This window comes from Paenibacillus sp. JNUCC32, assembly GCF_014863545.1.
GTDB classification, from domain to species: Bacteria; Bacillota; Bacilli; order Paenibacillales; family Paenibacillaceae; genus Paenibacillus_AQ; species Paenibacillus_AQ lautus_A.
Genome location: NZ_CP062260.1, coordinates 2,623,779 through 2,647,119 on the forward strand (window position 1 = coordinate 2,623,779; position 23,341 = coordinate 2,647,119).

Below are 23,341 nucleotides of genomic sequence, written 5' to 3' on the forward strand. Positions count from 1 at the left end.
CCTCTGAACCCCGAATAGCAGAATCCCGGTAATATTAAGCAGAAATCATACTTCCTCTCAAGATAAGCAGACCTTATTCTATTGTCAACAGGAAAACCATTAATTTGCGGGAGGGTATTGCTATGAGAGAGAGGTTACACGTATTGACGGAAGAACAGCTGCACAAATTCGAAACGGAGGGATACTTGATTGTAAAAGGTCTCTTCCGCGAGGAGGAGCTGTCGGAGATCGAAGCAACGTTTGAGGAGATCAGCCACAAGACCGTACCCGGCCACTTTGAGCCTGTGCTGGACGATGAAACCGTTGAACCGCTCAAACGTTATCCCCGCGTTATGCATCCGCACCGCTTTCATGCAACCGCGAAGAAATACATGCTGCATAAACCGGTCATGCAGGTATTGGCCGATTTGTACGGGGAAGCGGCGCTCGCCGCCCAAAGCATGTTCTATTACAAACCTCCAGGCTCCCGCGGCCAAGCGCTGCATCAGGACAACTTCTACCTGCAGGTGGAGCCGGGCAATTGCATTGCCGCATGGACCGCAATCGACGCGGCCGATGAAGAGAACGGCGGTTTGCTCGTCGTTCCGAAAACAAGTGATTATGACCTGGTATGCCCGGAGGAAGCCGATTCGAACGAGTCGTTTACCACTCATTTCGTGAAGCCGCCCAAGGATAGAAAGGTCCTCCCCGCGATCATGGACAAAGGGGACGTCCTGTTCTTTAACGGCAACCTGATCCACGGCTCCTACCGCAACAAATCCAACCGGTTCCGCCGCGCTTTCATCTGCCATTACGCCAACGCGTCGGCTACCAAAATCGGTGCATTTTATCGGCCTTTGTTCCGGGAAGACGGCACGGAGATCAACCTTGACGTCAATCCGAATGGCGGTCCGTGCGGCATCGAATTCGATACGGCTTATCCCCATTGATATAAAGGCGGCCAGCGTACATCTTAGAGACGCTGGCCGCACTGGTTTCCTCGAATAGAAGACCTCTTCTCATAGCAATGCCCTATTTACTGTAGTACAGTCCAAGTACACCGTTGCTATAGGTTTTACTGCTGGTAAGGTTCATAGTGAATCGTTTATTTGCAAGCGCAAACAACCGTTCCCCCTGTGAAACGATTACCGGATGTATAAATAACCACAGATCATCAAATAAATCATGTTGGATAAATAATTGCCACGTTCTTACTCCACTCTCTACAGAGATATTCCCTTCTCTATTTTTGAGCATTTCGATTTAAATAATCTTCAAAGATTTCCTCATTTAATGTCATCCATTGATCTTCATTTGATACAATGCCGTCCATCGTAGTCTGCATAGTCAGAATGATTCTACCCATCATTAAGTCCTCCTCGATTCACATATTGAGCATGCACACTGATTTTATCGTACTCAACTATCCATGATTTCTTCTTAATTGCTGATTTCCACATCATTAAAAACAAATAAAACAAAAACGCGATAGTCGCGGTTTCTAGTGTGTATATGTTTTTGTCTCTGGCTATCACGTTATCTGCTTCAACCGTCATTTCAAGCAATGGATCGGCGTTGCTCCCTCTATCGGTTATCACCGGAGCTTTTCCGGTGTTTTCGCGCGTTCTGATATCGTGTTAATAACGTGTTGACAACGTGTATATATTATGTGTACAATAGATTCACTACGTTAAGGAGGTTTTGCCCATGGATACCAATCTGCACATCCGTCTATCCAAAGACCTCAAGGAGAGCTTTCAAGAGATTGCGAAGGAGAATAACACAGACCCTTCAACTCTTGTTCGCGACTGGATCGGCAATTATGTAGCTGAGCATCGAGGAACAGATGAAGATACAGCTGCCGAGTTATACTTGGCAGGTTACCAATTACAGCAAGCGCTTGGAGGAAGAGAACATGTCAGCAAGGAATTCGCCAAACAATTGCAGGAGTATTCCTTGACGAACCAGAAGGAGTTCACTCAATTGATCTTGACTACCTATATGGATCTGGATCTTACGATTCCTTCGTGTTTATCCAAGGCTTATAAAGGTTACGCTTATTCTCAAATGTTTTTGTTGGGTTTAATCGGTGATAAGCCTAAGGATTTAGCATAAAGCGTTCTTTTATGAAGTCTGAGTGGCTTCATATATTAGTGCGCAAGAGAAAATCTACCCTTTCCTGCCGGTTCAACATAAAAAACCGTCTACAAGTAGACGGATCGCGCAAGCCAAACTATTTCCATTTCAATCAGGTTTACAATGGATTATCAAACAAACCACTTTGTCCTCCAACCGTTCAAGCGGATTTCGAGGACTTTTTATTTTTTTTGAACAGCCATTTCCGGAGTCCATGCATGACAAACAATAGCAGTGGGAATATAAACCCGATGGTGATCGTATATGGAATCCAGGTCTTTGAGTCCCATTCCAACTTGAATGGAACATTGGGATATATGAAGACGGAAACTGCCGCAAGTATCCAGCCTAGCGGCACGACCAGCGGCTGATAATTTTTGATTTTAAATATCTGACTGACGCCGATCGCAATGGCGTAAAAGTACAAAGAGATTCGGAAAAATAAAGTGATAAACCACATCACCGCCATGACTGCTTCAATACGCTGAAGAAAATTACCGATATTGATTTTTTTGGCCAACATATAACTGGGGTACATATTTCGTGCCGTAATGTCCGGGCCCAAGACCAAAATCGCTAATCCAATAATCGTAAAAAGCACCCCCGCACCGATTAGGCTACCGATATATACGGCTTTGTATGCCTCCGCCGGGCGGTTAACGGCCCCCGGGTAGATGATCATCAACACGACGTGCGGCAAAAACGCAGTACTAACGAAAGAGATTGCGGCAGGGAAGATAGGCTTGGCACCCGATTCGAAAATGGGAAGTGCATTCTCCCATTTAATCTCCGAGAATAATAAAATGCTCATGGACAGAAACAGAAGAAGAAACCATGGAAACAGTATCTCCGCTGATCTGGCCAGCACTTCGAGCCCCAAACGCACCCCCAGGACAACAAGGGCCCCGAAGAGGAAAATGATCGCCTGAATCGGGGTTTCGGGCAGCATTTGTATGGTCATGAAGTCGCTAATTTCGTGTAACACCCAAGCGGGACCACTTAGGAGCAATGTAGTTAATAACAGAAAGTTTACCGTTTTGCCGATCCATTTCCCTAAAAGTTTCTCGGATAATTGCATCAAATTCGTTTCCGGATACTTTTTGGACAATTGCAACTGCAGCGCCAAGATCATGAATCCTAGACCGATCCCGACCAAAGCGGCAATCCATGCATCTTGCTTAGCAATGTTAGCCGTACCCGAAGGAACGATAAGGATAGCGCTCCCGATCGTATACATGGCAGTTAAAATGCTGACCTGGCGCAATGATATTTTGACAACGGGCATCTTTCCTGCTCCTTTTCTTATTGGATCAAACCGATAGCAGAGAGCCAATCACTGAACGGCTTGAATACGATCGTTAACATAACCATAGGAGTTGGAATATCGTTCATGACCGTTTGGACCACGCTTATTCCAATGCCTATAATCATAAATGCCGTGAACCCCCAAATTTCCCTTTGTTCTTTTTCCCGGAGCATCCTCGGCAGCTCAAGCCAGGTTAGGATGGTGGCTGAAATTGCAATAATCGCGATATTCAGCATCAATTCGCCTCATTCCTTTAGATCATTTAGAAAAGAATCATTGGTTGTTCCGGTTCGCCGGATTTTGTAATCCACATGAATATGAGTCTCGAGGTTTGGAAAATACCGGTCGTTCCACTCTTCCTCCATTGCCTTCCACGCTTTCGGATGCGAACGGCGAAAAGCCTCCCCGAAGCCGAATATGTCCACTTTAAACTCATCCTGCACTTTATTGATAACGGACTCCAAGCTTTGGGTTATGTTTTCTTCCATTTCGACTTCGAGATCCCTCACGGTTGCTGGCTGCGTCAGATCCAATCCGCTGCACTCCACAGCACCAATATTTCCCTCCAAACGAATCATGATATCCATTTCTGGACGGGATTCGACGAATCTTCCTTTCATCTTGGAATCGGTTCTCAGCGTCTCCACGACAACCTTTCCATCGTTCCGGCAGGGAATAAACGCTACGGAGCTTTTCACGTGCCCCCTTATGAGTCGATACCCCCTGCTATCCTTCTCGTTTAACCATCCGATCAGCTTGTCAAATTTGAAAACGGCAAGCCCCGAATATTTCAATTGGCTCGGTGTATCGATATTTTCTACGTTTTTCCTCGTTTTTCCAAAATCCCGATTCCCTGTTATCACCAGTCCTGTAAGCACGGGGTGTTTTCCGCTGCTGGTAATATCACTTATCAATTGATCCAGTGTCACAGCCATGCTGGGTGACCAAACCTTCTCCGAGATTTGCAGGGAATCGTAAAGTTTATTGGCAGGAATCGTTTCCATGGACGTCATGATTTTCAAGGTTTCCTCCACTGTTGCTCCTTTGGTAACAACCAGGTAGAAATCGGGTCTGAATTCGTGATCCCTCGATAACAAGTCAAGTACTTTGGCTATCCCTTCCCTTGCCATCGCCTCATCCATCAGAAACATCCGTAAATGGGAAAAATATATTTTTCGCGGGCTGATCTGAGTAATCCTTCGCGCCGCTTCAAATATGGTGTCGCCTTCAGCCGTAAACAGCGTAGCAGGCGCTTGGGGACTTCCGCTCCTTTTGGCTGTGATCTGCCCGGGAATAGCGACTTGGACCGATAAACGGTAGCGGCCGTCTACCCAGTCAACCCCTGCGGCCACCGCTACGGCCAGCTCGTTCAATTCCCTCCGGTTCCAGCAACCGCTCAGAAGAAGCGTGATGACGATATGTAGGATAAGCAAGGTCAATATCCGTTTCATTCAATTCACTCGCTTTCCCGCTTGTATGAAAATTAGCTATTCCCGCGATTTCTGGGGAGGTTTGCTGTTGCTGCGCTTTACGTTATACTGATTTATCAAACGGGGGCGAGTCGACATCATCCAATGTGGCAGCCGTAAGAGCGTGTCTTTTTGCCCATCCGGAATTAGCGGCGCTAAAGGCGACATATACGGAACTCCAAACGAGCGGAGGCTGCACAAATGCAGAATTAGGGCGATGATCCCGACTAATATGCCGAACAGGCCAAAAGATCCGGCAAGCGCCATCAACGGAAATCGGAGCATCCGAAAAGCAATGGACATGTTGAAAGATGGAACGACAAAGCTGGAAATGGCCGTTATCGCAACCACGATGACCATGGCCGGTGAGATGATCCCCGCTTCGACGGCGGCTTGACCTATGACCAACGTTCCTACGATGGAAATCGCCGACCCGATATTTTTGGGCAGCCGCACGCCAGCCTCCCGCAGAATCTCGAAAGTGACCTCCATGAGGACGGCCTCAACGAAGGCGGGAAACGGGATCTGCTCACGTTGTCCAGCCAGCCCGAACAGGAGCCGGGTCGGCAGCATTTCGTGATGAAAGGTGGTTATGGCTACATAGAGGGAAGGCCCAAGCAACGAAATGAATATGCTCAGGTAGCGAAGCACCCGCAGGAATGAACTGATATCCGCGCGCTGATAGTAATCTTCCGCAGCATGCAAGAAGGAAACAAATAGGGCCGGAACGATCAGCACAAATGGAGTGCCATCCACGATAATAGCGACTTTGCCTTCAAGCAGCTCGGCTGCGACCACATCGGGACGTTCGGTATTATATACGGTGGGAAAAGGAGTTAAGGTCTTATCCTGGACCAGTTCCTCGATATATCCGCTCTCCAAAATGCTGTCTACATCGATTCGTCCAAGCCGGGTGCGGACTTCTCCGACGATTTTCTCGTTAGCAATGCCTTTGATGTACATCATCGCGACATCGGTTTGCGTTACTCGGCCGATCTGCTTCGTTTCCATCCAAAGATTCGGATCCTTGATCTTTCGGCGAATCAAGGCCGTATTCGTACGCAGTGCCTCCGAAAAGGACTCGCGCGGGCCGCGGACGACATTTTCCGCCGACGTTTCCATGACCCCGCGGTCCTTCCATCCCCGTGTGCCTGCTGCGATACCTCGATCCAATCCATCTACCAGAAAAATGGTGTCTCCCGACAATAAGGAATGGAACAACTTTTTATAATCGGTTATAGACTGAATCTCGTTATTGACGAGGGAAATTTGTTCTAATATCTTTTGCCCTTCGAATGCCTCAAAATGATCCGAATCATCCCTAACCCGGGATTTTGCAATATCAGCTACGACCATCATGATGGATTCCGAAATGATCTTCTGGTCGGACAAACCATCGGTATAGAGTATAGCGATATAATGTATCTCCTTGTCATCCAGCGGAATTTCCCTGATCACGATATCGGTACTGTTTCCGAGGGCTGCTCTGATATGGTTTAGATTGCTTTTTATATCCGGGCTTAAAGCATCGGGATCTTTAGTCGATGTGTTAGCCGGTCGGGTATCTTTGGTGTTGTTTTTGATGTGATGGCCGCTTCTTCTTCGATACCGCATAGGAACATCCTTCCTCTCACAGATGCTATTCCCACATTATTACCGAAGAAAACAAGCTGTAAACTTTCAAACGAATATTGCTGTGTACCCGTACAGGCCAAGAGAATTTTCGATTACCTCCACTCCCGCAGGAAAACGCAGCTAACCGAAAAATCGATTAATTTTGTTATTTAGGCAAAAAAAAGATGACATCCAGAAAGTCGATGGACTGGGATATCATCCTTTTCTTCGTCGCGCTATTTCATCATACGCTTCAGCTCTTTATACAACTTGTGATCAATATATTGAATCAGTTTAGTCAATCCATAGAAAATGATGACAATCATGGGGGTGACAACAGTCATTAGAACACTTGCACGAACAATCACCCGACAGACTCCTAGATTATACCAGAATACGTTGTGGCATACTTGGCTAAAAAAAAAAGATAAACCTGTTGAATCCCGGATTATCTTCACAGCACAGACTTCGAATAGCTATGCGGAATAATTTTGGTTCTCAATAACAATAACAGACTCCGTTCCGGACCTCGCGGCAGCGGTTTGTTTTGTATGTAGTACAAGTTCACGGATATTGGCGCAGCATTGCTTCGAACCCGCGACCAATAAAGGATCGCCGACAAAACCTAATTTTAATCCTCTGGACAAAAATCCCCCGATCGTCATGATCAATGGAACGGTAGGTGAAGTGTTGGAAAACACAATAGGCTCCGCGTTCTGATATTTGTCTTGAAGGATCAGACTCAAATTTTCTAGAGCTGGAATGACAACCTTGGATGAGCCCCTTCCAAGGGTGTACACCGGATTCCCGTTCTCATCCAACCCGTGAAATATGAGTTTGCCCATGTCGGACCTATTTAGTTTATTGAAATAGTCCACCGCCAGAATTTCTTCGGTTGTGAGCTGCCGATTCGTAGGTAGTTTATTTAGATGATACGCGGCCGCCAGTGAGGTTGTGTGGGTTCCACCGTAATCATTATAAATAAATATCATTTCATGTACCCTGCCTTCATTATGTAATGAGCTTATTATTCCCGTTAATCTATATCTCATTCCTCCAAAATTACATATCCAGTTTGCTAGATTCAGCATGTTTCGAAAATAATAAAAAAAGCCCTGATTATTCAGGGCTCCTTCATTATTGATCATAATATGAAATTATCTTAGTCCAGATAAACGGCCTTGCCGATTTTTGCGGATTCGTATAGAGCTTCCAAGATTCGAGATACAACATAAGCTTGTTCCGGGGTTACCACAGGATCTTTATCCTGGTCGATAGCCTCGATCCATCTTCTCATCTCAACATCCGGAGCTTGCTCCTTCTTGCCGTCGTAGAATGCAACCCCGCCGGAGTTCAATTCGATTTCGTTTGTATACAGGCGGCTGAATTTCTCGCCGTTGATGCGAAGACCGTTCTTCATATCGGCTCCGCCTTCCGAACCGCTCAGCGAGCATTTGGCTTCATCGACTTCAAGCGTATTGAGCGCCCAGCTGGATTCCAGCATAATGGTTGCGCCGTTCTCCATCACAATCATGCCGAAGGCGGAATCTTCCACCGTGAATTTTTCGGGATCCCAAGGTCCCCAGGCATTGGCCGCATTCTCCTTGCGGGACAGTTCATGGTATGTGGTGCCGAGTACAATCTTCGGCTTGTAATTATCCATCATCCAGAGCGTCAGATCAAGCGCGTGCGTGCCGATGTCGATAAGCGGCCCGCCGCCTTGTTTTTCCTCATCCAAAAAGACGCCCCAAGTCGGAACCGCTCTTCTTCGTACGGCATGCGCTTTGGCAAAATAAATATTTCCGAGTTCGCCGGCTTCGCATACTTGTTTCAGGTAAAGACTGTCTTCACGGAATCGGTTATTGTATCCGATCGTCAATTTCTTGCCTGTGCGCTTCGCGGTTTCCATCATAAGCTTGGCATCGGCGGCCGTTTTGGCCATCGGCTTCTCACACATCACATGTTTTCCCGCTTCAAGCGAAGCAATGGAAATCTCGGCATGAGAATCATTAGGGGTCAAGACATGGATAATATCGATGCTTTGATCCTGCAGCAGCTCTTTATAATCGCTGTACACTTTAGCTTCCTCAATACCGTACTTGCTAGCCGCTGCTTCTGCCCGATCGATTACGATATCGCAGAATGCCACGAGCTCCACGTTGTTTAATCTGCTTAAGCTCGGAAGATGCTTCCCGTTTGCGATTCCGCCGCAGCCGATAATTCCAATACGATAAACTTTAGACATGGATCATCACCATCACTTTTCGTCATATTTTAAAATTTCATAATTTCTGCTTATTCGAAACGCCTTATAAAACAAGCAGATCGTTGTATGTAATTCTGTCACAACACCTCTACGAATCTCTGAAAGGCACACCACGCTCAACAAAGAGCGGCCGCCAGTCGGCATGTGGATAACCTTCCTCCATCCGAAGGGTTGGTGTACGAACCACGTTTAGGGAAGTGGTCCTATGACTGCTCTATCCCTATGGCGTCTTAGAAAAAAAGTAACAATGAGGGAAATCACTCCTTCCGGCAGCCCGTCATTTATTTTCCGAACATCCACATATAAGGTATCACATCTTGCACATTTTTTTAGTCCAACTATGCGACAAAACATATATAAAATTACGACATCCTCGCCATGTCTTCAAACAAGGGCTGCTCGTTCCGAGGCACCATGGTTTACATAATATACGTTATGAAAATATTATGAATTTTACCAGCGAGCATGAACCTCCATGCTCCAAATGCATATCCCCATCTTTTAAATGCTGACCCCTTACAAAGCCGGAGCTGAACCCCCGTCAATATTGATGGAAGTTCCTGTAACATAGGAAGCAGCATCGGAAGCCAAAAATACGATGACTTTCGCCGCTTCCTCCGTATCGCCGATACGCCCGAGCGGGATGTTATGGCGCGGATCCCGGGCGTACTGGTCCCAGGTGAGTTCAGGTGATTCACGTTTCCAACGCGCCTCAAGCTGTGCACTCCGTATCGTTCCGATACATACGGTGTTTACCCGGACATGGTCTTTCGCCAAATCGTGACTCATCGCTTTGGTCATGGCTTGTCCCGCCGCGCGGCTGACGCTGCTTGGCATGGATGAAGCCGGCGGCGTTTTGGCCCAGGATGTCGTCACATTAATAATCGCGCCGCCGCCGGAATTCCGCAGATGAGGGACGGCCGCACGAGAAAAACGAATCGCGCCGAACAGCTTGAGATCCAGATCGGATGCCCATGATTCGTCGTCGATCTGCTCAAACGGCTTCGCTGCGGCTGTTCCGGCGTTGTTCACCAGAATATCGAGCCGTCCGTAGCGGCTGACGGTTTCGTTTACGGCTCGCATGCAATCCTCAGGCTTCGTAACATCCGCTGCGATGGTTAACGCTTCGAATTTCGATAGATGCCTGATATGATCCGCGGCAGCCCTTAACTGCTCCTCATCTCGTGCACATATGGCAACTTTAGCCCCTTCCAACGCAAACGTAACGGCGGTTTCAAGGCCAATCCCCCTGCTCCCCCCGGTAATCAACGCAACCTTTCCATGGAGTCCCAAATCCATGATCCATCAGCTCCTTTAACTGGATTGCTTGAATCTTTGCCTCTAAGTACAGCTTCAACATCAACCAGGAGTTTTCCTCTTTATTTCATCTATTACGCTGCTGATCTGCATGGCCATTGCGAATGAGCGACATGGGAAGCCAATAAAAAAAGCCGCGATACACTCGCGGCTAACTTCACTTCTATTTGTCTCCAAAATCATGATTGGATTCCCTTCTAGCAAAATCCACAAACTGAAATTTATCCAATCGATGTCTGGATTCCGTGTACTGGAAAAGCGTGGTATCTTCCAAGTGGACGTAACCTCGGACGACGACGACATGGGTATCGCTTCCAAGATCCATATAGGACTGGTCCATCGTCGTAGCTCGTTCCACGGAGATGATTTTTTTCGAGTAACTGATCTTTAGATGGAGCTCCTGCTCCAAGTATTGATAGATGGAATCGCCCGTAATTTCTCTCGTTAAACCCGTCACGATGTCGGCAAGCAAATAATCCACATCGAGGATGATGCGCTCCCCTTCAATTTCCCTGGATCGGATCACCTTCCACACGAGCATGTCCGGGCGGGTGTGCAGCTCCTTGGCGATGGCTTCCCCGGCCGGAACGCACTCCGTTTCATGCACAATCGTACGGCTTTTCCGGCCAATCCGCTCCGCCATTTCCTTATAACTGACAAGCCCCGTAACCGGGAAATTCATTCTTCCGGTATCCAGCACAAACGAACCTTTGCCTTTCACCTTATGGATATAGCCGTTTTGGGCGAGTAAATTCAATCCCTTGCGGACCGTTTCCCTTGTAATTTGATAGGTTGCCGCCAGCTCGTTCTCCGAGGGCAGCTTGCTGCCGGGCTGCAAAGCGCCGGTTTCGATTTGGTCGGCATAGTCTTTATACAGCATCCAATAAATGTTGTTCGTCATCCTTTATCACCATCAGCTATTGTACCATTTTCGGAGCAGCGATTACATGTTGCAAAGGAACCCGTCAGTGTCCATTACCGAGAGTCACTTGAAGCACTCGCGTTTCGCCAGGAAGCGCCTCGCCTTCAAACTCCGTAACGTTCTGAATGTGATCTTGGCCATCCGGAATAATGACCGGCGTAATGACCGGCAATCCGGCTTGCTGAATACGATCGATATCGAATTCAAGCAGCAGCTGCCCTTTCCTTATCTCCGCACCTGTTTCCACATGTGCCGTGAATCCTTCGCCTTTTAACGAAACGGTGTTGATTCCGACGTGAATCAGGATCTGGATTCCGTTCGTATCCGTCAAAATCATCGCATGTTTGCTCTTCTTGATGAGATGGGCGACTTGGCCGTCAAACGGAGCATACACTTTGCCTTCGGACGGGATGATGGCAATCCCCTGGCCCATTTGTTTATCGGCGAAAGCAGGGTCCGGTACCTCTGACAGGGGAACCACTTTCCCTTTGATCGGTGCCTGGACCTCTACAGCGCCTTGTTGCTCCGCTTCCACGGTTGAAGGGTTTGCCGTTTCCGTCGATGCGAACGACCCGGATTGAAGACTGCCGTTCGATTCCGTATTCACAGCTTGCGCTCTTCCATCTATGCCGGCAGCATTCCCATCCGCTGCAGCTGCATATCGAGACTGTTTGGACAACTGGTAACGCCCGAACAGCAATGTCCCCGTGAACGGAACGACCAGAACAATCGCCATGCCAATGAAGAAGACGCCCCACTGGTTAGGGAAGATGGACAGGAATCCCGGAATCCCGCCAACGCCGATCGATGAAGCCAGAACGTTGTTCACGGCCAGCAGCACGCCCGCAATCCCGGAACCGATCATACCGAAGATAAACGGATATTTATGACGAACGTTGACCCCGAAGATGGCGGGTTCCGTTACCCCCAAGAAGGCGGAGATGGAAGATGTGACGGCAAGTCCTTTCGCCTTCTGTTCCTTCATGATAAACATCATGGCCAGCGCTGCGGCACCTTGAGCAATATTAGACAGCGCCAGCATCGGCCACAAGAACGTCCCGCCTTCGCTGCCGATGAGCTGAATGTCCACCGCAAGGAAGGTATGATGCATCCCCGTAATTACAAGGAGTGCATACAGTCCGCCATAGATCAGGCCGCCCAGAGCGGCAAAGGAATCAAAAATGCTGACCAGGCCTGAAGTAAGGACGTTGCCGATGGCAAACGTGATCGGCCCCACCAGAACGAACGCGAGGAACCCGGTCACCAACAGGGCAACGGGTGCCACGACAAGCAGCTTGATGGAATCGTGGACGCGTTTGTTCAGGAACTTCTCGATTTTGGCCAAAATATATGCCGAGACAAGGACCGGCAGCACCTGGCCTTGATAACCGATTTTCTCCACTTCAAAGCCGAACAGGTTCCAAACCGGAACCGTGCCTTCAAGTTTGGCATCCGCATACTGGTAGGCGCTGAGCAGATCCGGGTTTACCAGGATCAGGCCCAGCACGATTCCAAGCAGCGGATTGCCTCCGAACTGACGTACCGCCGACCAGCCGATCAGGACTGGCAGGAAGGTAAAGGCGGTGCTTGCAATCAGATTGATGATCGAGGCTACGTCCGCCCATTCGGGATGGACTTGAATCAACGATTGTCCTTCATAGAATATGCCCGGTCCCGTAAGCAGATTGTTAATCCCTAACAATAAACCTGCCATGACGATCGCCGGCAGAATCGGTATGAATATATCCGCAAGCGTTTTAATTGCACGCTGAAGCGGATTTTGCTTCTTGCTCGCAATGTTCTTCACTTCATCCTTCGATACTCTCGCACCGCCGGTGATAGCCATCATTTCGTTGTAAACCTGGTCTACTAGACCCGGTCCGATCACGACCTGAAATTGTCCCTGGGAAGAGAACTGCCCCTTCACCAGGTCGTTCTCGTCAAGTGCCCGGGAATCCACCTTGCTGTCGTCCACGAGGGCGAATCTTAATCGGGTTACGCAATGCGTAGCGGCTTCGATATTGTCTTTTCCGCCGACTGCTTCGACAATGCGTTCCACGTTTTTGCGATCAATAGCCATAGCTCTACGCTCCTGACATTATGAATTTAGTTGTTGTGAATAAGCCACATATAGGAAGCATACGGTCGTAGGGCAACTGTTGGCGTGAGCTTGGGTTCTTCCGTTGTGTTGCCGATTAACAGTTGAACCGATCGACTTTCGGTTAGATGATCATGCATCTCCTCGGGAAGCTCGAACGATACGCCCCGGTCGCTGAAATTCGAAATGACAACAAGCGTCTGCTCCTTGTTCGTTCTTGCGTACGCATAAATTTCGGGATGCCCTTCATCCAGGCGAACATATTCACCGTCCGTCATCACCGGAAGGTTCTTACGCATTTCAATCAGTTTCCGGTAATGATGATAGATCGATTGCGGATTATCCACTTCGGATTGCGCATTGATCAGCGGATACCGCTCATCGAGCTTGATCCAAGGCGTCCCCGTCGTAAATCCCGCTTGATCGCCGTCATGCCAAGGCATGGGTAATCTGGAGTTGTCGCGCGAGCGCACCCTGACGATATGGGCAGCCTCCTCCGGCGTTCTTCCTTGCTCTTGGAGGAGGGTAAACATGTTTAGAGATTCAACATCCCTAAACTCGGATATGTCATTCCATTTCGGATCGGGCATGCCGATCTCTTCGCCCTGATAGACATATGGCGTGCCCTGCAATCCGTGAAGCGTCGTAGCCAGCATTTTTGCGCTTTCCGAGCGGTAGTCGCCATCATTGGTGAATCGGGTCAGCGCCCGCGGCTGATCATGGTTATTCCAGAAGAGGGCATTCCAGCCTCCGCCCTTCTGCATGCCGATCTGCCAATCGGAAAGCACCCGCTTCAATTCTTCGAAATCGTAAGGCTTGAGCTCCCACTTTTGCCCGTTGGGGTAGTCCACCTTCAAGTGGTGGAAGTTGAACGTCATGGAGAATTCGTTCTCCTTCGGGTTCGAGTAACGAATGCAATGCTCCAAGGTTGTGGAGGACATTTCTCCTACCGTGACGAGATTGTAAGGCTTGAATACTTTTTCGTTCAATTCCTTAATGTATTCATGCACGCGGGGGCCGTCCGTATAAAACCTGCGCCCGTCGCCCGGCGCCACGGAACCGTCATCATCGGGATAAGCGGGATCCTTCGATATGAGATTGATGACATCCATCCGGAATCCGCTGACGCCCTTGTCCGCCCAGAACGTGAGAATGTCCACCACCTCCGCCCGGACCTTCTCGTTCTCCCAATTCAGATCGGCCTGCGTCTTGTCAAACAATGTCAAGTAATATTGCCCTGTCCCCTCGTCATACTGCCACGCCGGGCCTCCAAACTTGGATTGCCAGTTATTCGGCGGGCCGCCGTTTTCCGCGGGATCCCGCCAGATGTAATAGTCGCGATACGGGTTATCGCGCGAGGAAATGGCTTCTTTAAACCATCGATGCTCGGTCGAAGAATGATTCACGACGATGTCGATCATCAAATGCATGTCTCTCTTTTTTAATTCGGCGACAAGTTCATCGAAATCGTCCATTGTCCCGTAAGCGGGATCGATGCTGCAATAATCCGCGACGTCGTAACCGTTATCATTTTGCGGAGAAACATACACCGGCTGGAGCCACACGATATCGATGCCAAGTCCCTTTATATAATCAAGCTTTTCCATGAGCCCGCGTATATCGCCGGTTCCCCGGCCGGTTGTATCGTTGAAGCTCTTCGGGTATACCTGATAAACCGTCGAAGTTCTCCACCAATCTTGAGATTGGGTTCCTGGGTTCTGCATGTAACTGGGTCCTCCTCGTCATCTTGTATATACAGGTTGCATATAGGAAAATCATATACATGTATATACAGGTTGTCAACCGTTTAACAATTAATACCCACTTCCAGGACGTTTCGACTACAAAAATAATAATTTAATTGGAATTTTCTTCTGAGTTCACGTAAAAAAGACTCCTTCAAGGAGTCTTTTTTTAACATAGTATAATGTATGGATACCATCGAAAAGGTCTCCCTTATGCCGATCAAGCTCCGGGCTCCCCTGCGTGATCCGTGACCAGTCGATAGGTTAAGCCCTGTTCTGTTTCAAATGAAACTACGCCTTTGGCGGAGGGCTGTACGGGAATGCTGGCATCGCCTTGGTAAACCGCAATCCTCTTTCCAAGTCCATTACTTATGCTTACGCTGCATACATTCCCCAAACGAGACATGATCTCTGCCTCCGTCAGTCTTCCATTCTTCCAGCGAATACCGACTTCAAAGCCGCCTCGTGCCCGCAATCCACGTACCTCGCCTTCCGGCCATTCATCCGGCAGAGCCGGCAGCAGCACGAGTAAGGAGCGATGCGACTGCAGCAGCATTTCCGCAATTCCCGCTGTAGCTGCGAAGTTGCCGTCGATCTGAAAAGGAGGATGCGCTCCTAATAAACTCGCATACACACCTCCATGATCGTAACGTTCCGAGTCCCCGTCCCGCACCAATCTCAGCATATTGGTTAACAGCCGGAGCGCACGGTTGCCGTCACCGAACCGGCTCCATAGCGCCACCCGCCAGCCCAGGCTCCAGCCCGTGCTTTCCTCCCCGCGACGCTCCAAAGAGGTTTGGGCAGCTGCAAATAGTTCCGGGCTTTCTTCCGCAGATAACTGCCGTCCAGGATAAACCCCGACCAGGTGGGACGTGTGCCGATGAAATACGTCCTCATCCTCGGAGTCATGGGACCATTCCTGCAGCTGGCCGTATCGGCCGACCTGCAGAGGCAGCAAACGTTCGCGTTTGCTGCTCCATTCCTCCCGGAATTCCTCATCCACGCCGAGAATGCCGGCGGCTTCCATGCAATTGGTGAACAGCTCCCATATGAGGGAAATATCCATGGTCGCCCCTTCGCTGATGGCCGCCATCCCTTCAGGCGTGCGGAATTTATGCTCAGGCGAGGTCGACGGCGAGGTCACGAGATGGCCTGCGTCGTTTTCTATAAGCCAGTCCAAAGCAAATAAAGAGGCTTCCTTCATCAGGGGATAAGCGAATGATCGTAAATAAGCTTCATCGCCGCTGTATGCGTAATGCTCCCATAAGTGCTGCGTTAACCAGATTCCTCCCATTTGCCAAAGCGCCCAGGAAGGATCGCCGTCCCCGTAATTGCCGACCGGTGCGGTATGGGCCCAGATATCCGTATTGTGATGAACGGTCCAGCCCCGGGTGCCGTAATGGACGGCGGCGGTTTCCGCACCGTTTACCGACAGGCTTCTGGTCAGCTCCAGCAGAGGCTGATGGCATTCCGCCAAATTGCATACCTCCGCGGGCCAATAGTTCATTTGCGCATTGATGTTTAAGGTCCAATTGCTGCTCCACGGCGGCCGGGTTGAGGCATTCCATATCCCCTGAAGATTGGCTGCTTGCGTTCCGGGCCTGGAGCTTGATATCAGGAGATAGCGGCCATAGTGGAACAGCAGCTCGACCAAGCCTGGATCCCGGGCACCGAATCGCTCGATTCTCTCCTCCGTCTCCATATCTTCTGCAGCCAGCGCCTCGCCTAATCGGAGGCTGACGCGGTCAAACAGGCTGCGATAATCGTTGATGTGCCGATCGCGCAGCTCTGTCCAAGACTGGCTGCATGCGGCTTTCATGGTCCCCGCAGCTATAGCCGAGGCGACAGCCGCCGGGTGATCTCCGCCATCGCGGTGACCTGGAATTTGGTCAAATCCGTTGAAGCTGGTGGCCGCGGTGAAGTAAATGACCGCTTCGCTCGCATCCAGTACATGAATGCCAGCTGCATCCACGGTAACGCGGCCATCCGTTTCGGCCACCGCCAGCCGACCGTTGAAGGCCATGGCAGCGGTATGTTCAGGATCGCCGTAACGGATTGGACGATCAGAGAAAACGTAGCTGGGCTCGACGCGTTCCGGCGCAAATCCCGACATGGCGTACATATCTTCTTCGGTCTTTACGGTATAACGCAGCGGACTTTCCAGATAGGCATGAAAGTTCAGGGCGCAAGCAGCGCTCGAGGTTAACCGCAAGGCAATCATCTGGTCCGGGCTGGACGCAAAGCATTCCCTTGTGTAGGTCACCTCGCCGATGCGGTATTCCGTTCGTTGAACGGCATTGGCGATATCCAGCGTTCTTCGGTAAGAATGAAACACGCCTCCATGATCAAACCTGAGGCATAAGTCTCCTAACGGCAGGTAAGATTCCGTATAGGGCCCCATCATCTTGCGCCCTAGCTGATCTGCCTCCATATAACGACCCTGGCTTGCCAGCTCCCGGATCTCCGGCAGCGCTTCCCGTGCAGACGGGTTGTTCCAATCCCTGGGATAACCGGACCAGAGCGTATCCTCGTTCAAGCTGATCGTTTCACGCTCCACGCCGCCGTAAACCATGCCTCCAAGACGTCCGTTGCCGATCGGCAGCGCCTCGGTCCAGACCGTCGCCGGTTTCACATACTGCAATTTCATGTTTGCTCCCACTCGCCTTGCCTCCTTTATTTCAATTCGTCATGCTCCAAGTCATTACAGGAAATATCCGTTCCCGTGCAGGCTTCCAAAAGGACGCGTTCGTCCGTACGGGTATTCCCTGCAAGGGCGTGTTTTTCCTGCATCCGAATCACGTTATTTTGGAATATCAGTCCCTCCGTGCTTCTAGCCATTAACCAAGCTTCCCCGGTCGTTTCAAAGCGGTTGCACGCGATCCGAATGTTGCGGTGAACGGCTGCATGATATTGTTTATTCTCCGGCGCAATCCGTATCACGGCATGTCCGGGACCGCCGCAATTCACAAACCGGTTATCCACGATGCTCATATCCGTTACGGCGCCCGATTCGTACCAGGAAGATGCATCCGCTGCGACCAGTATCGCGCTCATCTGCATGTTCAAGAAGGTGTTATCCCGAATCACGATCCGCCGCGGCGTCGTGGCCAGAATTCCGCGCGTGGGAATCCGGGCGAATGTATTGCCGACAATTTCGACCTCCGGCGTCCAAGTCATATTTTCAAGGACGTCCCGTTCTCCGATGTCAGCGGGAACCGCGTTTTCCAACGTGAGCAGCCATTCGCGCGGCGACTTCATGGCGACAGCGGCGACTCGTCCGAAAGCGTAAGGGTTCAGCGTATCCGCGTTTACGAACGCAACCTCATCTTCCGGCAGAAAAGCAGAAAATCCGTAAGTCTGCGGATGCATAAACCTGACAAGCAATTGATTGGAGTCTGGTCTACCAACGATCCGAAGATAGGTGCCGTGGACATTGATCCCATCATCATGCGCCCCTGCAAACCGACTATTCCGAATCGAGACCTTCCCCCTGCAGCCCGACAAGTGGATGAAATCCGCAAATCCCGCCACCGTGCGGCCGGTCTCCGGACGCGGCGTCAGATCCAAGCGTTCAAAGGTCAGATTGGCGCTGAACTGTCCAACCACGCCCAGTCCATGCATGAAATGCAGACCCACGTCGCTGAACGTCACCCCGGAGCTTTGGGTGATCAACATGCCAACCTGGTCCCGAATGCCGTCGCGCATTTGCACGATCGTACCGGGAGCCATGTGCGGAGGGGGTTGATTTCCAAAATGAAACCGAAGCCGACGCGGCGACAGCTCCTCGGTAAACACCACCCGCTCCAGCCAATTGTCCACGCGCCAGGCAGCACCCAAATCCGCACTGCATAACTGCATCGGTCCTTCGCGAAAACGCCAGCCTTCGCCCACCCATTCGAATATGCCGTCAGCGCAATCATAGCGTGAATCCGGGTGAACGGTTGCCTCAAGATAAGCATCGGCGCACCGATCCACCGTCATTTCGGTCACGGTCGGGGCGGCGTAATCCCAGTGCAGGTTGCGAATTTCAATATCCGTGCAGCGATCGAGGACAAGCATCGTCTGCTTTCCGTGGAAAACAAACAAAGCGCCGTTCCCCTCGAGCGTCACGTTGTGCAGATCCTTAAGCCAAATCCCGATCGTTTTGGTCACATCCGGATTCTCTTCCTCGCTGGTTGTATTCGTGATATAATACGCTTCCCGATCGGCCGATTGAGGATAAAAATGATAGCAGCCCGGCGGTATGTCCAGAATGACCGAGCCTTCCATTGCCCTGGCGGCTTCTATCGCGCGTTTCATGGCAGGCTGCGCATCCGGGTTATTCGAGTCCTCGTAATCCCGCAAGGAAAGGATAATCGGAGCTGTAGTGTTTTGATTTCCAGGCATCTGCAGTGACAACACCTCCCATTACTAGTAACAGCCTTTTGCGGGCTTGGTGGGACCCATCGCGAAAAATCCGCGATATTCGCCTAATTCGCTAGCAGCTTCAGCACGCGCATGCCCGTACCCTGGCTTCGCTTATCCTTGAGTCCTGTATTGCGAACCATGATCGAAATCGACCCGCGCGCTTGAAATCTCGGAAAGTGTACGCTGACTGGCCGATAAGCGTTCAAGCACCACTCGTCGAAGGGATTGACCCGTACGATGGACCCGCCGTTGATCGAGTATTCAAAGATTCCGGTGTCGGGCCCGCATAACAGCAGCAGTCCGCTGCTTTGTCCCACCACGGTGAACGTAAACGAAGCGTCCGGATGATCAGAGTACCTGTGATCTGTCGCGTAACGCCAATTCATGAGCTTTGAACCTGACGGCAGTTCCCGGATTTGAAAATCCCCGGTATAATCGGCTAGCTCATATGGGAGCATTTCGGCATATTCGTAGTTCCCCGCCAGCAGCGGTTCTGCGGGCAAATGTCCGCAATGTTTGAGCATCAAGGAGTCACCCTCTGTCGACAGCAGCTCCTTCAAATATCCCTGCAAAAAACCGGCGTATATCTCATGCCCCTCATCGTTCGGATGGTATCCATCAGGTGCAAGCGATGACCAAGCGACCTCACCGTTAGTCAGCATGCCATAAATGCCGGCGGCAAAATCGACGGAAGGAATGCCGTAATGCTCGGCCACTTCTTCGTGAACGGCAATGGGATACGGCCGGATACGGGCCAGGTTTCGCTCCGACCCGGTATAAATAAAACATAGATCCGTTCCGGGTGACAGACGACGGCATTGGCGTACAATTCCCTCCATTCCTCTGATGGATTCTTCCCGGTCGCTCCCGTCATTTACGCTGAATTCCACGAATAGCAAATCGATGTTCCCGACGCTCAGCACGTGCTCTCGAAGACGGTGAGCTCCCAGCGAAGAATCCGTCCCCCCGACACCTGCGTTAATGGAGCGAATCCGCGAACTTCCGAAACGTTCTCTTAAATAATGAGCCGTTAAAGCACGCCAGCTGGTCTTATCGGCCGCTGAAGCGCCGGCTCCCTCCGTGATGGATCCGCCCAGAAAGGCAACCGTCACCTGTTCTTTCCCTGCAAGTTTGGCTTTAAAATGAGGCAGCCCTTCGCGATGAACGATGAATGCGGTACGGTCCCTGCCTTTGTTATAATCCGACACATGATCACCTTCCCTCGTTTCATTCCTGTCTTCTCCATAGATATCCTTGAAACAGAGAAAATGCGGAGTGGCCGATCGGTTTAGACCGGCACCCGCATATGGATGTTGGAATGACTTCATGACAGCCGCAGTTGCTTATCAATCCTTCGATTATTTGGCGGATTGATCGTAAGCCGTCTGCAAAATTTCGAGATAACGATCCAGTTTCAGATCCTTCAATCCTTTGACGTAAGCGTCCCAATCCTTGTTCAGATCCTTGTTGCCCGTAATGAATTGCAGCTGGTTTTGCTCAATATAGTTTTTAAGGTTGGTCTGAAGCATGCTGGCTTCATCGATGACGCTCGGATCGATCCAGATCGACCAGATCGGAAAGATCTCCTTCGGCTCATGTCCTTGATACAGCAGCGAAGCATTATACAATCTGCGCTCATAGCCGTCGGATGCATAAATATCGGTTCCCTGCACCCACGTATCGCGATACTCCTTCGGCATATAGAAATGGCCCATTCCGCTCCAACCCGCATTATGCGGCGTTTCGCCTTCCTTCGTCGGAATGGTCTTGACCATCGGCGTCACGCCCTCGCCGAGCGCTTGATCGCCGGGCTCGGGGTCTGTCCAATCGATCCCTTTCATGCCGGTTGCGGCATTGGTTTGGCCTTCCGGCGTAAACATGTAGTCCACCATCTTGATCAATGCTACCCGGGCTTCTTCACTGGCTTTGTTCGTGATCACGAATTTTGCGCCCGGTGATACGCCGCCCGCATCATGGGTTGCGTATGAAATTCCGTTCGGTCCGCTTAGCGGCGGAAGCGGATTGTAATGCGCCGAACGGGTGTTGCCCGGATCGATGTTCACGAAGATGGCCGGGTGCATGCCGGCACCGGCGCCGAGAATTTCAGCGTCCGCATTCTCGCCGATTTTCTTGAATGCCTCCGCATTTTGGGTGAATGCGCCCGGATCGATCAATCCCTCGTCATACAACGATTTGATATAGGTGAGCCCTTCCTTCCATTCCGGCGTGATCGCCGCGGACTCGACCTTGCCGCCATTCATCGTCAAGTAGTTGCGGTCGTCGTCGTAAACGAAGCTGTTCATCAGATAAGGGATAATTCGAACGCCGAAATCCTCCGTTGAACCGCTGAGGGGCACTTCATCCGCCCTCCCGTTGCCGTTCGGATCCTGCGTTTTGAATGCCTGCAGCATGCTTCTGAATTCCTCGGTCGTTTTCGGTTCCTTGAGATTCAGCTTCTTCAGCCATTCGGTATTGATCCACATTTTGTTGGGATAGGAGCAGTGGAAGCATTCCGTGTATGCGCCAAGTCCGTAGATATTCCCATCCGGGGCCGTAACAAGCGCCTTCATTTCCGGCGTAGCTTCCATGGCCGCTTTAATGTTCGGCCCATGCTGTTCAATCAGATCGTTCAGGGGAACGAGCACTCCCTGCTGACCGTATTTGAGCACATCCGCTTGGGAGAATTCATCGATATAGTGCGTCAGCAGATATGCATCCGGATAATCGCCGCTGGCCAGAGAAATTTGGCGTTTCTCCTTGGCGCCGTCCGAGGGATTGATCTGCCAATTGAATTTAATGTTAAACTGTTCCTCGATATGCTTGGTGAATTTGTTCACCGGAATATCGATGCCTGATTCCTGTACGGCAAAAACGCTGATTTCCACGGGTTTCGAGCTGTCCGAACTGCCGGACGCGCTTCCGCCCTGCGGACTGCTCGGGCTTTCTGTATTTTTGCCTGAGCAACCTGCCATCACGAAGCTGCTCACCAATAACAGCATGAGCAAACTGAATAAGCCTTTTTTCAAATGGAATCGCTCCCTTTTTCATTAGAGTCAACACGCAAACGACTAGCTTTACACGATACGGAGCCTCACCTCCCTTCCAACATAAGCAAGCTCAAGTTCCCTTGGCCTGATTCGGCCGTTCCCCTCAAATAGCGATCAGCCTTTCACGGAACCTACGAGCATCCCCTGCACAAAATAGCGCTGCACAAACGGATAAATGACCAGCACAGGCAGGGTGGCAACCACGATCAGCGCATATTTCAGGAGTTCGGCAAGCTGCTGCCTCTCAACCATGGCTAAAGCATCCATCGTTCCCGAACTGTTATTCTGAATGATGATGCTTCGAAGAATCAGCTGAAGCGGAAACAAGTCGGCGCTTTTCAAGTAAATCAACGCATCGAAGTACGCATTCCATTGGCCGACCGCATACATAAGCACGAGCACGGCCATAATCGGCTTCGACAACGGGAGGACGATGCTCCAGATAAAACGGATGTCGCTGCAGCCGTCCATCTCGCTGGCCTCCTGCAATTCGTCCGGAATGGAAGACTGAAAGAAAGATCGGGCGATAATCACCTGCCACACCCAAATGGCATTGGGAATGAGCAGCGCCCAGCGTGTGTCGATCAGATGAAGCTCCCGCACGACCATGTAGGTCGGTATCAGCCCCCCGCTGAATATCATCGTAAACGTAATGATCATCATCAACGCGTTGCGTCCGAAAAACGATCTCCGCGACAGCGGGTAGGCAATCATGATGGTCAACACGACACTGATGATCGTGCCAGCCGTCGTGTAGAAAATGGAATTGGCGTATCCGGTCATAATCTCGGGCGTTTTAAAAAGGACCCGAAAGCCTTCGAACGAAATATCGACCGGCCACAACCATACCCGACCCGAAGTAACGGCCGCCGGGCTGCTGATGGAGCTGCTGATGATATAAATCAATGGATACAATACCGCAATAACGACCAGAAAGAGAACGATGTATACCGTCGTCAGGAAGATGCGGTCGCCTGCGGACTCCTTGATTTTTCTTGTGCCTGCTTGTTGAACTGCCATGCGATAGCTCCTTCC

The 23,341-nt window shown here is 50.5% G+C and carries 19 protein-coding genes; 2 read left to right on the forward strand and 17 right to left on the reverse strand.

Features of this window, described 5'->3' with window-relative positions; all coding sequences use genetic code 11:
- Positions 1-122: 122 nt before the first annotated feature.
- Positions 123-929 (forward strand): phytanoyl-CoA dioxygenase family protein, encoded by an 807-nt coding sequence (locus JNUCC32_RS11615; protein WP_192572124.1) that lies wholly within the window; start codon positions 123-125, stop codon positions 927-929.
- An 82-nt stretch (positions 930-1,011) separates the two neighbouring features.
- Here the strand turns inward: JNUCC32_RS11615 and JNUCC32_RS11620 are convergent, their stop codons facing one another.
- Positions 1,012-1,236, reverse strand: coding sequence for a dihydrofolate reductase family protein (locus JNUCC32_RS11620; RefSeq protein ID WP_228468941.1), 225 nt, complete (start codon positions 1,234-1,236; stop codon positions 1,012-1,014).
- Positions 1,223-1,348, reverse strand: a complete 126-nt coding sequence (locus JNUCC32_RS31705) for a hypothetical protein (RefSeq protein ID WP_267132970.1) — start codon at positions 1,346-1,348, stop codon at positions 1,223-1,225. Before JNUCC32_RS31705 ends, JNUCC32_RS11620 begins: the two co-directional genes overlap by 14 nt.
- Positions 1,349-1,686: 338 nt before the next feature.
- On the opposite strand from JNUCC32_RS31705, the gene JNUCC32_RS11625 reads away from it, so the two are divergent.
- Entirely contained in the window at positions 1,687-2,094 is a 408-nt protein-coding gene (locus JNUCC32_RS11625) for a hypothetical protein (protein WP_192572125.1), read from the forward strand.
- A gap of 181 nt (positions 2,095-2,275) precedes the next feature.
- Here JNUCC32_RS11625 and JNUCC32_RS11630 read toward each other — a convergent pair whose 3' ends face one another.
- The 15 genes from JNUCC32_RS11630 to JNUCC32_RS11700 form a co-directional block, all read right to left on the reverse strand.
- Positions 2,276-3,400, reverse strand: a complete 1,125-nt coding sequence (locus tag JNUCC32_RS11630; protein ID WP_192572126.1) for a GerAB/ArcD/ProY family transporter — start codon at positions 3,398-3,400, stop codon at positions 2,276-2,278.
- Positions 3,401-3,417: 17 nt separating this feature from the next.
- On the reverse strand, positions 3,418-3,657 hold the full coding sequence (locus JNUCC32_RS11635) for a hypothetical protein (protein WP_192572127.1): 240 nt from the start codon (positions 3,655-3,657) through the stop codon (positions 3,418-3,420).
- 9 nt (positions 3,658-3,666) lie between these two features.
- Positions 3,667-4,872 carry a Ger(x)C family spore germination protein gene (locus JNUCC32_RS11640; protein WP_192572128.1) on the reverse strand — a complete coding sequence of 402 codons (1,206 nt, stop codon included), beginning with the start codon at positions 4,870-4,872 and terminating at the stop codon, positions 3,667-3,669.
- Between the two features lie 36 nt (positions 4,873-4,908).
- On the reverse strand, positions 4,909-6,504 hold the full coding sequence (locus JNUCC32_RS11645; protein WP_192572129.1) for a spore germination protein: 1,596 nt from the start codon (positions 6,502-6,504) through the stop codon (positions 4,909-4,911).
- A 476-nt stretch (positions 6,505-6,980) separates the two neighbouring features.
- Entirely contained in the window at positions 6,981-7,496 is a 516-nt protein-coding gene (locus JNUCC32_RS11650; RefSeq protein ID WP_192572658.1) for a DUF3189 family protein, read from the reverse strand.
- A gap of 170 nt (positions 7,497-7,666) precedes the next feature.
- Positions 7,667-8,749: a Gfo/Idh/MocA family protein gene (locus JNUCC32_RS11655; protein ID WP_096775583.1), complete on the reverse strand. Its 1,083-nt coding sequence runs from the start codon at positions 8,747-8,749 to the stop codon at positions 7,667-7,669.
- A gap of 537 nt (positions 8,750-9,286) precedes the next feature.
- On the reverse strand, positions 9,287-10,069 hold the full coding sequence (locus JNUCC32_RS11660) for an SDR family NAD(P)-dependent oxidoreductase (protein WP_096775582.1): 783 nt from the start codon (positions 10,067-10,069) through the stop codon (positions 9,287-9,289).
- Between the two features lie 181 nt (positions 10,070-10,250).
- Entirely contained in the window at positions 10,251-10,988 is a 738-nt protein-coding gene (gene treR, locus JNUCC32_RS11665) for a trehalose operon repressor (protein WP_192572130.1), read from the reverse strand.
- Positions 10,989-11,052: 64 nt separating this feature from the next.
- Complete coding sequence (gene treP / locus JNUCC32_RS11670; protein WP_192572131.1) at positions 11,053-13,089, reverse strand: PTS system trehalose-specific EIIBC component; 2,037 nt, start codon at positions 13,087-13,089, stop codon at positions 11,053-11,055.
- Between the two features lie 26 nt (positions 13,090-13,115).
- On the reverse strand, positions 13,116-14,831 hold the full coding sequence (gene treC / locus JNUCC32_RS11675) for an alpha,alpha-phosphotrehalase (RefSeq protein ID WP_192572132.1): 1,716 nt from the start codon (positions 14,829-14,831) through the stop codon (positions 13,116-13,118).
- Between the two features lie 241 nt (positions 14,832-15,072).
- Entirely contained in the window at positions 15,073-17,499 is a 2,427-nt protein-coding gene (locus JNUCC32_RS11680; protein WP_192572659.1) for a glycoside hydrolase family 95 protein, read from the reverse strand.
- Positions 17,500-17,525: 26 nt separating this feature from the next.
- Positions 17,526-19,238 carry a right-handed parallel beta-helix repeat-containing protein gene (locus tag JNUCC32_RS11685; RefSeq protein WP_192572133.1) on the reverse strand — a complete coding sequence of 571 codons (1,713 nt, stop codon included), beginning with the start codon at positions 19,236-19,238 and terminating at the stop codon, positions 17,526-17,528.
- Between the two features lie 83 nt (positions 19,239-19,321).
- Positions 19,322-20,467, reverse strand: coding sequence for an SGNH/GDSL hydrolase family protein (locus tag JNUCC32_RS11690; protein ID WP_192572134.1), 1,146 nt, complete (start codon positions 20,465-20,467; stop codon positions 19,322-19,324).
- 150 nt (positions 20,468-20,617) lie between these two features.
- A complete protein-coding gene (locus tag JNUCC32_RS11695) occupies positions 20,618-22,285 on the reverse strand; it encodes an extracellular solute-binding protein (protein ID WP_192572135.1) in 1,668 nt (555 codons plus the stop codon).
- Between the two features lie 135 nt (positions 22,286-22,420).
- Positions 22,421-23,326 (reverse strand): carbohydrate ABC transporter permease, encoded by a 906-nt coding sequence (locus tag JNUCC32_RS11700; protein WP_009592960.1) that lies wholly within the window; start codon positions 23,324-23,326, stop codon positions 22,421-22,423.
- Between the last annotated feature and the right edge of the window lie 15 nt (positions 23,327-23,341).

What these genes read in the sequence shown, in the direction of transcription:
- JNUCC32_RS11615 (WP_192572124.1), top strand. Translation starts at nt 123, where the DNA reads ATGAGAGAGAGGTTACACGTATTGACGGAAGAACAGCTGCACAAATTC.
- JNUCC32_RS11620 (WP_228468941.1), bottom strand. Translation starts at nt 1,236, where the DNA reads ATGCTCAAAAATAGAGAAGGGAATATCTCTGTAGAGAGTGGAGTAAGA.
- JNUCC32_RS31705 (WP_267132970.1), bottom strand. Translation starts at nt 1,348, where the DNA reads ATGATGGGTAGAATCATTCTGACTATGCAGACTACGATGGACGGCATT.
- JNUCC32_RS11625 (WP_192572125.1), top strand. Translation starts at nt 1,687, where the DNA reads ATGGATACCAATCTGCACATCCGTCTATCCAAAGACCTCAAGGAGAGC.
- JNUCC32_RS11630 (WP_192572126.1), bottom strand. Translation starts at nt 3,400, where the DNA reads ATGCCCGTTGTCAAAATATCATTGCGCCAGGTCAGCATTTTAACTGCC.
- JNUCC32_RS11635 (WP_192572127.1), bottom strand. Translation starts at nt 3,657, where the DNA reads ATGCTGAATATCGCGATTATTGCAATTTCAGCCACCATCCTAACCTGG.
- JNUCC32_RS11640 (WP_192572128.1), bottom strand. Translation starts at nt 4,872, where the DNA reads ATGAAACGGATATTGACCTTGCTTATCCTACATATCGTCATCACGCTT.
- JNUCC32_RS11645 (WP_192572129.1), bottom strand. Translation starts at nt 6,504, where the DNA reads ATGCGGTATCGAAGAAGAAGCGGCCATCACATCAAAAACAACACCAAA.
- JNUCC32_RS11650 (WP_192572658.1), bottom strand. Translation starts at nt 7,496, where the DNA reads ATGATATTTATTTATAATGATTACGGTGGAACCCACACAACCTCACTG.
- JNUCC32_RS11655 (WP_096775583.1), bottom strand. Translation starts at nt 8,749, where the DNA reads ATGTCTAAAGTTTATCGTATTGGAATTATCGGCTGCGGCGGAATCGCA.
- JNUCC32_RS11660 (WP_096775582.1), bottom strand. Translation starts at nt 10,069, where the DNA reads ATGGATTTGGGACTCCATGGAAAGGTTGCGTTGATTACCGGGGGGAGC.
- treR (WP_192572130.1), bottom strand. Translation starts at nt 10,988, where the DNA reads ATGACGAACAACATTTATTGGATGCTGTATAAAGACTATGCCGACCAA.
- treP (WP_192572131.1), bottom strand. Translation starts at nt 13,089, where the DNA reads ATGGCTATTGATCGCAAAAACGTGGAACGCATTGTCGAAGCAGTCGGC.
- treC (WP_192572132.1), bottom strand. Translation starts at nt 14,831, where the DNA reads ATGCAGAACCCAGGAACCCAATCTCAAGATTGGTGGAGAACTTCGACG.
- JNUCC32_RS11680 (WP_192572659.1), bottom strand. Translation starts at nt 17,499, where the DNA reads ATGAAATTGCAGTATGTGAAACCGGCGACGGTCTGGACCGAGGCGCTG.
- JNUCC32_RS11685 (WP_192572133.1), bottom strand. Translation starts at nt 19,238, where the DNA reads ATGCCTGGAAATCAAAACACTACAGCTCCGATTATCCTTTCCTTGCGG.
- JNUCC32_RS11700 (WP_009592960.1), bottom strand. Translation starts at nt 23,326, where the DNA reads ATGGCAGTTCAACAAGCAGGCACAAGAAAAATCAAGGAGTCCGCAGGC.